This is a genomic window from Amycolatopsis sp. NPDC003676, assembly GCF_053587275.1.
Genome location: NZ_JBSFNS010000004.1, coordinates 82,461 through 94,499 on the forward strand (window position 1 = coordinate 82,461; position 12,039 = coordinate 94,499).

Below are 12,039 nucleotides of genomic sequence, written 5' to 3' on the forward strand. Positions count from 1 at the left end.
GGAGCGGAGGAACGCGGAACGCCGGGCGACCGTCTTGGCGCTGCCGACCGTTCCTGTCTGGCATCATGCGCGAATCGTGCCGCCGCGGCAGGGGGACGTGCGGATTTCGGAGTCGATCGGGCCGTTCGGCGAGCTGATGCGTTGTGGTCGGGCCCGGAGAACCAGCCGGTGAGGTTTCCGCGCGCGCCGGAATCGCGGCCGACGCCGGTACGGGTGACCGTGCACCTGCCGGAGATGGCGGTCGCCGCGCGGATTCCTGATCTTCGGCTCGCGTCTCCGCAGGTGCAGCCGTTGCCGGATGGTCGCGTGCTGGTGGTCGGTCCGCGGTGCGCGTGGCGGCCGGAAAACCCGGATCGCAACGCGATCGTCTACGACGCTGACGGCGAAGCGGTGGCCGAGCAGACCTTCGGCGACGGCATCCAGCACGTGCAGACCACGCGGAGCGGCGAGACCTGGGTCGGCTACTTCGATGAAGGCGTCCTCGGCTCGAACGGCTGGGGCGAGGACGGCGCTGCGCCGCCGATCGGCCGGAGCGGGCTGGTGCGGTTCTCGGCCGGCTTGGCTGAGGAATGGCACTATCCCAACTCCGCTGGGGTGGCCTGGGGGCACATCCTGGACTGTTACGCGCTCAACGTCGACGGCGACACTGCCTGGGCGTGCGGCTACACAGACTTCGCCGTCGTCCGGATTCGCGGCGGCGGCGTGACCGGGTGGCGCAACGAGATCCGCGGCTCCTATGCCTATGCCTTGGCGGCGCGGGGTTCCCGGGTCGCGTTGTGCAGTGGTCACGAGCCGTTGCGGGATCGGCTGGTGACCGGGGTCCTGGACGACGGCCAGTTCCGGATCACCGGCGAGTACCGGCTCGTCCTGCCCGATGGGCACGAGGTGCCGCGGCAGGCTCGCGTCTTCGGGCGGGGCGCGGACCTGCACCTCGTGACCGGAGACGACTGGTTCCGGATCAGCCTCGACGACCTCCCGGCGTAAGAAAATCCCTGCCACCAGACGGATCCCGCCACCGCGCCACCAACGACCCCGGTTGTTCATCGACCGTTCACGCCGAAATCCCCGTGCCGCGCGTCAAAAGCTGAAGGATTCGAGGTGACGTGGGGGAGGGTTCGTGAAGCGCCGGTTGTCGATCGGGCTGGCTGTGGTTTTGGTGCTCGCCGTGGCGGGGGTGGTCGTCTGGGGGCGGTCCGGCGACGACTCCGCGGCTGGCGGCGGAATTACCGTTGTGCGCGGGGTGATCGGGTCGGAGAAGCAGGCCTTCTTCACTGATCAGCGCGTAGTGGACGCGTTCGCCAAACAGGGGCTGAAGGTCGAGGTCGACACCGCGGGATCGCGGCAGATCGCGACGAGCGTGGACCTCGGGAAGTACGAGTTCGCGTTTCCCTCGTCGTCGCCAGCGGCGCAGAAGATCCAGCGCGACAAGAGAGTCACGACGGTCTATACGCCGTTCCAGTCGCCGATGGCGGTCGCGACGTTCGAGCCCATCGTGCAGCTGCTGAGCGGCAACGGCGTGGTGCACAAAGGCGCGGGCGAATACCAGGTGCTCGACATCGCGAAGTACCTGCAGCTCGCGGGCACCCGCTGGGATCAGCTGCCGAACAACACGGCCTACCCGGTGCGCAAGAACGTCCTCGTGACCACTACCGACCCGCGCGAGTCCAACTCCGCGGCGATGTATCTGTCGATCGTTTCGTTCGTGGCCAACGGGAACAACGTCGTATCCAGTCCGGACCAGGAGGCGAAGGTCCTTCCGCAGGTCGCGAAGTTGTTCCTGGACCAGGGATATACCCAGAACAGCACTGAGGGGCCGTTCGAGGACTACCTGTCGGCGGGGATGGGCAAGACGCCGCTCGCGTTGATCTACGAATCGCAGTACGTCGACCGCGTGCTGCGCAACGACGGCTCGATTCGTCCGGACATGCGGATGCTGTACACGGCGCCGACGGTGTATTCCAAGCATACCCTCGTTCCGTTCTCCGCCAACGGAAACAAGGTCGGCCAGGCGCTGTCGACGGATCCGGAACTCGGCAAGCTCGCCGCCGCCTTCGGGTTCCGCACGACGAATCCGCAGGTGTTCCGCGAGGTCGCCGCGCAGGCCAAGGTGCCCGGCGAACTCGTCGACGCCGTCGAGCCGCCGAGTTTCGAGACCTTGGAACGCATGCTCGACGCGATCCAGAAGCAGTACTGATGGACGAATTCACTCTCACCCCGCCCGAACCGGTGGCGGCGGTGCCCGTGGAACGCGCTGCCGGGCTGATCACGCTCGGCGACGACACCCGGGCCGAGATTTCCCAGCGGGCCGACGAATTCGCCGCGCGGCTCGAAGCGCTCGACGTCACATCACCCGAGTTCACCGCGTTGCTTGACGAGATTCTCGCGGTCGGCGAGGCGGACATGCGCACGGCGGCGACGGTCGCGGGCACGATGCTCGACCGGTCGACCAAGGCACTCGACGCTGCTCGTTCGCCGCAGCAGGAAGTGACGACGAGTCTGACCGAGCTGCGCCGTACGGTCGCGGAACTCGATCCGGCGAAGCTGCCGATCACTGGGCGCAAACTGCTCGGGATCTTCCCGGCCGCAGCCAGCGCGAAGCGGGCGCTCGATCGGTATCGGGCGGCGAATGAGCCGGTGAACGCGCTGGTCCGCGAGTTGCGCGTGCGGCAGGACGTGCTGCGGCGCGACAACGCGGCGATCAAGGGCGAACGCGAGCGGCTCTGGGCGACGCTCGGCAAACTGGCCGAGGCCGCTGCGTTCGCTGAAGCCGTCGACGGGGCGATTGATCGGCAGGCGGGCGTCTTCGACCTGACGGATCCCGCGCACGCCAACGCTTTGCGCGCCGATCTGTTGTATCCGATCCGCCAGCGGCATCAGGACGTGCTGACGCAGCTGGCCGTGAGCGCACAGGGGTATCTCGCGCTCGATTTGGTGCGGCGTACCAACGATGAGCTGATCCGCGGCGTCGAGCGGGCGGCGACCACGACGGTTTCCGCGCTGCGCGTCGCGATGCTGGTGAGCGCGGCGTTGGCCAACCAGCGTGACGTGCTCGACGAGGTAAACGCGCTGCAGGCGACCACGAACGGCCTGCTGCGGGCGAACGCGGAGCTGTTGCAGTCGCAGAGCGAGGAAATCCGCAAAGCCTCGAGCGACCCGGCGATCGCGGTCGACGCCCTGCGCGAGTCGTTCGACCGGATCTACTCGGCGTTCGACGCGATCGATGGGTTCAAGGCCGAAGCTGTGTCGCGAATGGCGTCCACTGTGGAATCTCTGTCCGGGGAGTTGCGGCGCGCGGAGGATCGGCTGCGTCGGTCGCACGAGGGGGAGCTGTGAGAAGACTCGGCGTACTGGCGCTGGCCGCCGCGCTGCTGATGGCCGGCTGTTCGGCGGCGGAGCCGACCGATCCGGGCCAGCCCGCGGCGGGCACGTTGCGGGTGTTCGCGGGCAGCGAGCTGGCCGATCTGCAGCCGGTCCTCGACGAGGCGGCGAAGGCGACCGGGGTGCAGGTCAAGTTCACTTTCACCGGCACGCTGGAGGGCGCGGAGGCGCTCGCGAAGGGCAGTGTCGACGGGAAGTACGACGCGGTGTGGTTCTCCTCGAACCGTTACCCGGCAGGCATTCCCGACGCGAGCAAGCGGCTCGGCAACCAGGCGAAGATCATGCGTTCGCCGGTGGTGCTCGGGCTCTCGGCACCGGTCGCGCAGCGGCTTGGCTGGGACAAGAAGGCGCCGACCTGGGGCGACATCGCGGTGGCGGCCGGGAAGAAGGAGTTCAGCTACGGGATGACCGACCCGTCGGCGTCGAACTCCGGATTCTCCGCGCTCGTCGGGGTCGCTTCGGCGCTCGCCGGTGCGGGCGCGGCGATCGATGCGAAACAGATCGAGACGGTCACGCCGCAGCTCACGCAGTTCTTCAGCGCACAGCAGATGTCGGCGGGCTCTTCGGGCTGGCTGTCCGATGCCTTCCAGAAGCGCGCGACCGGGCAGGACCCGGGGCAGAAGGTCGACGGGCTGGTCAACTACGAGTCCGTCCTGCTGTCGTTGAACGCCTCGGGCAAGCTGCCGCAGCCACTGACGCTCATCTACCCGACGGACGGCGTCGTCACCGCCGATTACCCGCTCACCTTGCTCAATGGCGCGAGCGACGCCGCGCGCACGGCGCATCAGAAGCTTTCGGACTACCTGCGCACGCCCGATGTGCAGCGCCGGATCATGACCACTACGCAGCGCCGACCAGCCCTCCCCGGCGTTCAGCTCGGGCAGCAGTTCGCTTCGCACGACTTGGTCGAGCTGCCTTTCCCGGCGACGCAGCAGGCCGTCGATGCTTTGCTTTCCGCCTACTTCAGCAAAATCCGCCGCCCGTCGCGGACGTTGTACCTGCTGGACACGTCGGGGTCTATGCGAGACGGCCGGATCGAGGCGCTGCGTTCGGCGTTGTCCGGGCTCACCGGCGCGGACAGTTCGCTGGTCGGCCGATACCGGCAGTTCCGCAGCCGGGAAGAGGTCACGATGCTGCCGTTCAACACCCAGCCGGGGATGCCGACGACGTTCACCGTGCCCGAGCAGTATCCGCAGCCCGAACTGGCGAAGATCAAGGACTACGTCGGCGGCCTGACGGCTAACGGCGGCACCGCCATCTACGACACCTTGCAGCACGGGTACCAGGTGCTGGAGCCGCTCGTCGCGAAGGATCCGGACCGGTTCAACTCGATCGTGCTGATGACCGACGGCCAGAACGAGAACGGCTCCGACCTCGCCGCGTTCAAGGCGGCGTTCGGCTCGCTGCCGCCGACGATGCGGCAGATCCCGGTGTTCACGGTCCTGTTCGGCGAGGGCAGCGGCGACGAACTCGGCCAGGTCGCCGCACTGACCGGCGGCAAGGTCTTCGACGCCAGGAACGTGCAGCTGTCCAGCGTGTTCCAGGAGATTCGCGGGTACCAATGAGACGCTGGTTCGGCTCCACCAAGAACCTCTTCGGCTGCGTCGGCGCGCTGGCCGGGCTGCTGCTGTACGTGCTCGGCGTGATCGGTCCATTGTGGCTGATGTTCGTGGTCCTGGTCGTGTTGTATGCCGCGGGCGCGCTGCTCGGCCCACCGGAGAAGGTGCGGCTGGTCGTGGATCCGTCGGTGGAGGCGGCTGAGGTCCGTTCGTCGCTGGATACCTTGGTGCAGACGGCTTCCGGTCGGCTTCCGGAGTCCACTATGGACTCGGTGCGGCGGGTGGCGGAGATGCTGTCGGATCTGCTCGAGGATCCTCGGCGGTTGGCGGGGAATCCGGAGTTGCAGCATCGGGTGTTGTTGCTGGCGCGGACGGATTTGCCGTTGTCGGTGCAGACGTATCTCAATCTGCCGCGGTGGTTCGCCGCGCATCGGGGTGAGGCGGGGCAGGAGCTGGTGACCCAGTTGGGGTTGATCGAGCGGCGGGCGCATCAGCTGGCGGAGGAGTATTACGCGGCGGAGGTCAACCTGCAGAAGGACCAGACGCGCTACCTGGGCGAGGAGCCGTAGCGAGGTCCGGTGGGGCTTGCCATCGGGCGAGGCGGTCGTAGAGCCGGGACAGTCGGACGTGGAAGGTCTCCAGCGCCCAGGCCAGTTGCCAGCCGGCGGGGTTGCGTTCGAGCGTGGTCGCGGTGTGCTGGGCGGCGAGCAGGCAGGCGTGTTCGGTGTTGCACCAGGCCAAAGCCGCCAGCGCGTCGGGCAGCGGATGGAGCGCGACGTCCGGTGCGGGCGGATCGAGCGGGACCGAGTCCTGGCGCGGGTTCAGCAGCCGGTCGGCGGCGTGGGCGGTGTGCGTGTAGAAGTACAGGATCCGCCGCAAAGCCGCGTCGCGCGCGTCTTCGGCGAGGGCGTGCTGGGCGGTCTCGCTGGCGTAGAGACGGATCAGGTCATGCATCCGATACCGGCCCGGAACGTGTTGCTGCACCAGGGAAGCGATCTCCAATTCGCGCAGGACCGTTCGCAGCTGGGCAGCGGGAAGCGCCACCAACGCTTCGGCGGCGGCCAGGCTAATGTCCGGGCCGGGAGCGATGCCCAGCAAACCGAAGAGTCGCGTCGCTTGCGGACTCAGCGCGCGGACCGACCAGGACAGCACCGCCCGCAGATTCACGCGCAGGCCACCGGCGTTCAGGCCGTCCAAGCGGGCGGAGGCGTCGCGCAGTTCCTCGGCAAGGACTGCCAGCGGGAACGTCGGGTGGTGCTGGGCGCGGGCGGCCACGATCCGCACTGCCAGCGGCAGTCCGGCGCACATCGCGAGCAGATCGGCGACCGTGTCCGGTTCAGCGGCCAACCGCTCCGGGCCGAGATGCCCGGCGAGGAGTTCGCGGGCGTCGGAGTCGGGCAGGACGTCCAGGTTGAGCAGGTGGACGCCGTACAGCGCGGCGAGGCCGACCAGATGGCGGCGGCTGGTGATGAGGACGGTGCAGGTGGGAGTGCCCGGCAGCAGGGGCGTGACCTGGTCGATGTCGCGGGCGTTGTCCAGCACGAGCAGCATCCGTTTCCCGGAGAGCAGGCTGCGGTAGAGCCCGATTTGCGCTTCCAGGTCGACGGGGACCGCGGAGGGGACGACGCCGAGCGCGTCCAGGAAGCCGCGCACTGCCTCCGCGGCGGCCACGGGCTGCCCGGTCGGATCGAAACCGTGCAGGTCGACGTGCAGTTGCCCGTCCGGGAACCGGCTGAGCCGCTGGTGCGCCCAGTGCAGCGCCAGCCAGGTTTTGCCGATTCCGCCGGTGCCGCCGATCGCGACCGTGCCCGCCAGGTCCATGTGCCGGTCCAGTTGGACGAGTTCGCCGCTGCGGCCGGCGAACCGCCGGGGCGGGCACGGCAGTTGCCGGGGGACCGAGGGCCTGGTCGGCTGTTCCGGCGCGGGCGCGGCCAGCGCGGGGTCGGCGGCGAGGATCTGCTCGTGCAATTGCCGGAGCGGACGGCTGGGATCGGTGCCGAGTTCGTCGGCCAGAACACGTTGCAGGCGATGGTAATGCTGCAGCGCCTCGGCTTGGCGGCGGCTGCGGTAGAGGGCCAGCAGGTACTGCCCGGCGAGGCGTTCGTCGAACGGATGGCTCGCGGTGTCGGCGGCCAGTTCGGCGAGCAGTTCGGCGTGTTTGCCTTGGCGCAGCCGGATGTCGGTCAGATCGAGGCGCGCGGTCCGCTGGTGCGCGGTCAGCGCGGCGCGCAGCGAACACAGCCACGGGATGTCGGCCGCGGCGGCGAGATCGGAGAAAGGCTTGCCTTGCCACAAGGACAGCGCTTGTTCCAGGGCGGTCGCGGCGATCTGGTCAGCACGGGAGTCGGTGCGAGCTTGTTCCAGCAGCGCGTGGAAACGGTGCAGGTCGATCGCGTCCGGTTCGACGGAAAGCCGGTAACCGCAGCCGTTGCGGGTGAGCGCGACCTCCGGAATCGGAGCGAGCACCTTGCGCAGCAACGGAATGTTGTGCTGCACCGCCCGGCGCGGCTGCCGGGGGAGCGCGCCTTCGGGCCAGACCCGGTCGATGAGTTCGTCCATCGAGACCGTCTGGTTGGCCTCGATCAGCAACACCGCCGCCATGCAGCGCAATTGCTGATGGCCGAGTGCGATCGCGCGGTCGTCCACTGTCACGCCAACAGGGCCGAGCAGACGGAATCGTACCGTCATCGTGATCACCCGTGAGCCGGTCGCCGGACCAAGACCTGTTGTGTCTAGCCGCCGTTGCCCGGGTCTTGCAATGGCGACGGCGGATCTGCGGCGCTACGGGCGAGCAGTTTCGGCCAAGCGGACCGGGAACGCGTCCGGGGGCGGCCCGCCGGATGGCCGCCCCCGGACGTTTCCGGGCTAACCCAAGGATTCCCAGTTAATCGTTCGCACCGGTACACCCGGGCAGGAAAGAACGAAACGGTAGATGTTGCCCGCGTACATGACGGGGCCGTAGACCTGGGCATTGTTCGAGCAGACGAGGTAAACCCGCATCACGCCCGACTGGACCGCGCAGCTGAGAGCGACGTCGTGGAACGGGGCCCGGGAGTAATAGTTGCAGGTGAATACCGGCGGTACGGCGTGGTCCGCCGTGTGAGAGCCCGCTGAGCTGAGGGTTCCGGTCCGCGGTGGCGCGGCCGGGGCCGCCGTGGCGACGCTCGCGCCCGCGAACAACGCGACGACAGTCAATGCGATGGCGATGAACGGCTTGGCGGCTCTTTCGCAAAGAGAACCGGGGCCGGTGAATCGAACCATAACGAATATTCCTTCGCGCCTGGGCGCACCTCGGTGGTGCGCCTCGCGACCCATGCTGTCCGGTCGGGGCGTCGCGGATGCGGCATCGATGCGTCATGGCGGAAACCGTGAAGAACCCTTGCGCGGATTGAGTTATTGCTGGCGCCGGCCGTGCTGATAGTTGAGCGCGTAGCGGACCGCGTCGGCGCGCGAGTGGAAACCGGCTTTGGCGAAAAGGTTGTTGATGTGAGTTTTAACCGTGGCCTCGCTGATGACCAATGCGGCCGCGATTTCCGGATTGCGCAGGCCGTCGCCGATCAGGCCGAGGATTTCCCGTTCGCGCGCGGTCAGCGCGAGATCCGGTTCCGCGGGCCGGGCCGGTTTGGCGGCCAGCGCGAGAAGCCGCCGCTGCACCTCGGGCGAGAGCACGGTCTGGCCCTGTGCGGCGGTGCGCACGGCGTGCAGGATCGTGGTGCGGTCGGCTTCCTTGGTCAGGTAGCCGCTCGCGCCCGCCTGCAGCGCGGCCAGGATCGATTCGTCGTCGTCGAACGTCGTGAGCACGAGCACCGTGGTGCCCGGCTGGGTTTCGCGGATGCGCCCGGTCGCGCCGACGCCGTCCAGCACCGGCATGTTGAGGTCCATCAGCACCACGTCCGGACGGTGCTGCTGCGCCGCCTCGACGGCTTCGGCCCCGTTGGTCGCGGTCGCCACGACGTCGACGTCTTCGGCGAGGTCGAGCATGACCGCGAGCGCCTCGCGGACGGTCGCCTGGTCGTCGACGACAACGAGGCTGATCGGGCGGTCGGTCATCGAGGCAGCTCCAGTTCCACGGTCCAGCCGTCGCCGGCCGGGCCTGCTCGCAGGGAGCCGCCGAGCAGGGCGGCCCGTTCGCGCATTCCGACGAGCCCGACTCCGGATCCGCCGGCCAGTTCGGCGCGCAGCGGTTCGGTCGCGGGCCCGTTGTGCACGGTCAGCCTGACATGATCAGCAGTGAAGGCCAGCCGCAGGCTGCGGGTCGCGCCCGGCGCGTACTTGGCCGCGTTGGTCATCGCCTCCTGCGCCGCCCGGACCATCGTGTGCGTGGTCTCCGGGCCGACCGCCCCGGCTTCGCCCTCGATGACGAACTCCGCCGACGCGTGTTCGGCAAGTTGGCACAACGTCTCAGACAGCGGCAAGGTGTCTTCGCGCAGCGCGTGCACCGCGCGGCGGGTTTCGTTGATCGAGTCGACGGCGATGGCGCGCGCCTTGCGTACGGCGGCGGCTGCCTCGTCGTCGCGGCCGCTGTCGCGCAGTGCATCGGCCATGTCCAATTGCAGCGCGATGCCCGAGAGCGAATGACCGAGAACGTCGTGAATTTCGCGCGCGATCCGGCCTCGTTCGACAAGCGCGGCCTCGCGGGCCTCGGACTCGCGGGCGCGCTGGGCCGCGTCGGCGGCGAGCTGCGCGTTGCGGACGGCGTCGAGACGGTCGTGGTGCGAGATGCCGACAGCGACCGGCAGACCCACGGTCAGTGTCACCCACACCGGCCACACCGGGAAGCCCGGCAACAGCTCGCCGACCGTCCAGGTCGCGGCGGCCGCGACTGCCGTGCCGGCGACCGCGATGGTCACCGCGGCCCGGCGGGACGCGAGCTTGACCCCCGAGGCGGACGCGGCGACGAACGGGAACATCGCCGCGAACGTGCCGTGCGTCAGCGGCAGGAGCAACGCGCCGAACAGCATGTAGACGCTCATCACGGCGATCTGCCGGCTCTCGGCCAGCCGGGTCCAGGGCAGCAGCGACACGATCCCGGAGACCGAGGCGAGCACGAACAGCGGCAAGGCCAATGGCCGGTACGCGATCTGCGCGTCCGGCCACTGGACTGCGGTGCAAGCGATGGCGGTGAGGACGAGGACGGGCTGGATCAGCTCGTCCCGGTACTGCCCGAGAAGCGACAGCGACCGCTGGTCCGGCGTGCTCATGGGACCAGGTTCCTCCTCGTCGGGGCGGCGTCGCGGGCGGACTGAGTGTTCCACTCCGCCGGACGGCCGTTGAGGTTGCGCTGGATGTTGTCCAGCAGCGGAGACGTCTGCGCAGGTGCGCCGTCGCGGCCCTGGGTCCACACGACCTGGTGCCCGGCGCGCAGGGCGCGGTAGAGCACGACCAGCCCTTCGGCGAGGATGCCGACGCCGATGGTGAGCATCATGCTGTTGGAGACGCCGCCGGCGTCCTGCGGGGCGAACGCGTCGAGCGCGACGTTCACGCCGATCTTGACCACGATGTTCGCCACCCACAGCGCGACGGTGACCGCGGTGTAGCGGACGAAGGCGGTGCCGTCGCGCCGGGAGATCCGGACGCTCATCCCGCGCAGGACGCCGAGGACGACGCTGATCGCCGCGGTCCCGACGAGGAAGACCATCGAGGCGGGCGTCTTCACCTCGCCGGACAACGTGCTGAGACCGACGACGGACAACACCGCGGGCAGGATGAGCATCTGCTTGGCCTGCGCGGGTTCGCCGATCAGCCGCCGCACCATCAGATAGCCGATCGCAGCCACGATCAGGACGATCTCCACGGGTCCGCTCATGGGTTGTTCCTGCCTTTCGCATCCGTTCCGATGCCGAGAAAACTACGGCGGAACGGCCCCGGAGTCGTGCGGTGCGCGGGGTAACTCCGGGTGGAGAAATCCCTCCACCCGAGCCGGTGTTTCTCCACCCGGGATACCCCCGCAGCCGCAAGACGGCGGGCGGCGGCGACCGTAGCGTTTTCTGGCGAATCCCAGCAATCAAGCCGAAAACGGGGAGCCCGGCATGACCAAGTCCACCCGCACGATGATCACCACGATGTTCCTGGACGTCGGTTTGTCCGTCGTCGTCTACTACGCGGCCAACCTGCTCGGCGCGAGTGCGTACGTGTCGCTGCTGGCCGGCACGATCGTCGCCGGACTGCGGACCATCTGGGTCGCAGTGGCGCAGCGCCGGATCGACTTGTTCTCGTCGTTTCTCATGCTGCTTTTTGGCCTGGGCCTAGGGCTGAGCTTCCTGACCGGTGATCCGCGCTTCCTGCTGGCGAAGGAATCGGTGACCACTTTCTGCGCTGGAGCGGCATTGCTCGGCAGCTGCGTGCTCGGTCGCCCTCTCGCCTACTACGCGGCGCGGCGCCTCGCGCATTCGGCGGGCGGTGCTCGGCAGCGTGAATTCGACGCCACCGCACAGGACGAGACCCTGCGGCGGCGCTGGTACCAGATCTCACTGGTGTGGGGCGTTGGGCTGACCGCTGATTCGGTGCTGCGCATCGTGGGCGTGTACGCGCTGCCGTTCGACACGGCGGCTGCTCTCTCGCAGGCGCTGCTGATCGTCGCGTTCGCGGGGCTGATCGGTTGGACTGTGGTGACGAAGCGGCGGTTCGAGCAGTCGGTTCAGGGCTGATGGTCGTAGGCGCGCATCGCGGCTGCGACATCGTCGAGGAATGACAGCACGACGGGGACGTGCTCGGGGTCGAGCCGGTTGGTGATGGTCTCGATCTCGGCGAGCAGCGGGGTCAGCGCGGCGCGGACGTCCTCGCGGGCATGGTCGGTGGCCTGGAGGTGGACGCGCCGCCGGTCGGCCGGATCGGCGGCGCGGGCCAGATGCCCGGCGGCGGCGAGGCGGTCGACCAGCACCGTCGCCGACGCCGAGGTGATGCCGAGCCGGTTGCCCAGTTCGCCCGGTCCGATCGGCTCGGGGCTGGAAACCACCTGGTCGATCGCCTGCACGTCGGTGACCCGCAGCGACAGCCGGCGCGCCAAAGCCGCCTGCATGCCCCGGCCCGCTTGCAGCAGCCGCCGCACTGCCAGGGAGACGTCCCGCGCCGCTCGTTCGTCCGCCACGGCGGAATGGTAGCT

12 protein-coding genes are annotated in these 12,039 nt (G+C 68.8%); 6 read left to right on the top strand and 6 right to left on the bottom strand.

The window, feature by feature from the left end:
- Positions 1–168 precede the first annotated feature (168 nt).
- The 5 genes from ACWDNU_RS03755 to ACWDNU_RS03775 all read left to right on the top strand — a co-directional run bounded on the left by ACWDNU_RS03755 (position 169) and on the right by ACWDNU_RS03775 (position 5,506).
- A complete protein-coding gene (locus ACWDNU_RS03755; RefSeq protein ID WP_449667632.1) occupies positions 169–984 on the top strand; it encodes a hypothetical protein in 816 nt (271 codons plus the stop codon).
- Between the two features lie 133 nt (positions 985–1,117).
- Positions 1,118–2,194, top strand: coding sequence for a hypothetical protein (locus tag ACWDNU_RS03760; protein ID WP_449667633.1), 1,077 nt, complete (start codon positions 1,118–1,120; stop codon positions 2,192–2,194).
- Entirely contained in the window at positions 2,194–3,333 is a 1,140-nt protein-coding gene (locus ACWDNU_RS03765) for a toxic anion resistance protein (RefSeq protein WP_449667634.1), read from the top strand. Before ACWDNU_RS03760 ends, ACWDNU_RS03765 begins: the two co-directional genes overlap by 1 nt.
- Entirely contained in the window at positions 3,330–4,943 is a 1,614-nt protein-coding gene (locus ACWDNU_RS03770; RefSeq protein ID WP_449667635.1) for a substrate-binding domain-containing protein, read from the top strand. Before ACWDNU_RS03765 ends, ACWDNU_RS03770 begins: the two co-directional genes overlap by 4 nt.
- Positions 4,940–5,506: a hypothetical protein gene (locus ACWDNU_RS03775; protein WP_449667636.1), complete on the top strand. Its 567-nt coding sequence runs from the start codon at positions 4,940–4,942 to the stop codon at positions 5,504–5,506. Before ACWDNU_RS03770 ends, ACWDNU_RS03775 begins: the two co-directional genes overlap by 4 nt.
- On the opposite strand, the gene ACWDNU_RS03780 is transcribed toward ACWDNU_RS03775, so the two are convergent.
- The 5 genes from ACWDNU_RS03780 to ACWDNU_RS03800 form a co-directional block, all read right to left on the bottom strand.
- Positions 5,460–7,625 carry a BTAD domain-containing putative transcriptional regulator gene (locus tag ACWDNU_RS03780; protein WP_449667637.1) on the bottom strand — a complete coding sequence of 722 codons (2,166 nt, stop codon included), beginning with the start codon at positions 7,623–7,625 and terminating at the stop codon, positions 5,460–5,462. The genes ACWDNU_RS03775 and ACWDNU_RS03780 overlap by 47 nt on opposite strands.
- A gap of 177 nt (positions 7,626–7,802) precedes the next feature.
- Positions 7,803–8,198 carry a hypothetical protein gene (locus ACWDNU_RS03785; RefSeq protein WP_449667638.1) on the bottom strand — a complete coding sequence of 132 codons (396 nt, stop codon included), beginning with the start codon at positions 8,196–8,198 and terminating at the stop codon, positions 7,803–7,805.
- Between the two features lie 132 nt (positions 8,199–8,330).
- Positions 8,331–8,987, bottom strand: a complete 657-nt coding sequence (locus tag ACWDNU_RS03790; RefSeq protein ID WP_449667639.1) for a response regulator — start codon at positions 8,985–8,987, stop codon at positions 8,331–8,333.
- On the bottom strand, positions 8,984–10,138 hold the full coding sequence (locus ACWDNU_RS03795; protein ID WP_449667640.1) for a sensor histidine kinase: 1,155 nt from the start codon (positions 10,136–10,138) through the stop codon (positions 8,984–8,986). The genes ACWDNU_RS03790 and ACWDNU_RS03795 overlap by 4 nt, the downstream gene beginning before the upstream one ends.
- Positions 10,135–10,743, bottom strand: coding sequence for a DUF1453 domain-containing protein (locus ACWDNU_RS03800; RefSeq protein WP_449667641.1), 609 nt, complete (start codon positions 10,741–10,743; stop codon positions 10,135–10,137). The genes ACWDNU_RS03795 and ACWDNU_RS03800 overlap by 4 nt, the downstream gene beginning before the upstream one ends.
- 223 nt (positions 10,744–10,966) lie before the next feature.
- Here ACWDNU_RS03800 and ACWDNU_RS03805 point away from each other — a divergent pair, with 223 nt between their 5' ends.
- Positions 10,967–11,584 carry a VC0807 family protein gene (locus ACWDNU_RS03805; protein ID WP_449667642.1) on the top strand — a complete coding sequence of 206 codons (618 nt, stop codon included), beginning with the start codon at positions 10,967–10,969 and terminating at the stop codon, positions 11,582–11,584.
- On the opposite strand, the gene ACWDNU_RS03810 is transcribed toward ACWDNU_RS03805, so the two are convergent.
- Entirely contained in the window at positions 11,575–12,024 is a 450-nt protein-coding gene (locus tag ACWDNU_RS03810) for a MarR family winged helix-turn-helix transcriptional regulator (RefSeq protein WP_449667643.1), read from the bottom strand. The two genes, ACWDNU_RS03805 and ACWDNU_RS03810, sit on opposite strands and share 10 nt — an antisense overlap.
- Between the last annotated feature and the right edge of the window lie 15 nt (positions 12,025–12,039).

What these genes read in the sequence shown, in the direction of transcription:
- ACWDNU_RS03795 (WP_449667640.1), bottom strand. Translation starts at nt 10,138, where the DNA reads ATGAGCACGCCGGACCAGCGGTCGCTGTCGCTTCTCGGGCAGTACCGG.
- ACWDNU_RS03780 (WP_449667637.1), bottom strand. Translation starts at nt 7,625, where the DNA reads ATGACGGTACGATTCCGTCTGCTCGGCCCTGTTGGCGTGACAGTGGAC.
- ACWDNU_RS03775 (WP_449667636.1), top strand. Translation starts at nt 4,940, where the DNA reads ATGAGACGCTGGTTCGGCTCCACCAAGAACCTCTTCGGCTGCGTCGGC.
- ACWDNU_RS03765 (WP_449667634.1), top strand. Translation starts at nt 2,194, where the DNA reads ATGGACGAATTCACTCTCACCCCGCCCGAACCGGTGGCGGCGGTGCCC.
- ACWDNU_RS03805 (WP_449667642.1), top strand. Translation starts at nt 10,967, where the DNA reads ATGACCAAGTCCACCCGCACGATGATCACCACGATGTTCCTGGACGTC.
- ACWDNU_RS03785 (WP_449667638.1), bottom strand. Translation starts at nt 8,198, where the DNA reads ATGGTTCGATTCACCGGCCCCGGTTCTCTTTGCGAAAGAGCCGCCAAG.
- ACWDNU_RS03790 (WP_449667639.1), bottom strand. Translation starts at nt 8,987, where the DNA reads ATGACCGACCGCCCGATCAGCCTCGTTGTCGTCGACGACCAGGCGACC.
- ACWDNU_RS03800 (WP_449667641.1), bottom strand. Translation starts at nt 10,743, where the DNA reads ATGAGCGGACCCGTGGAGATCGTCCTGATCGTGGCTGCGATCGGCTAT.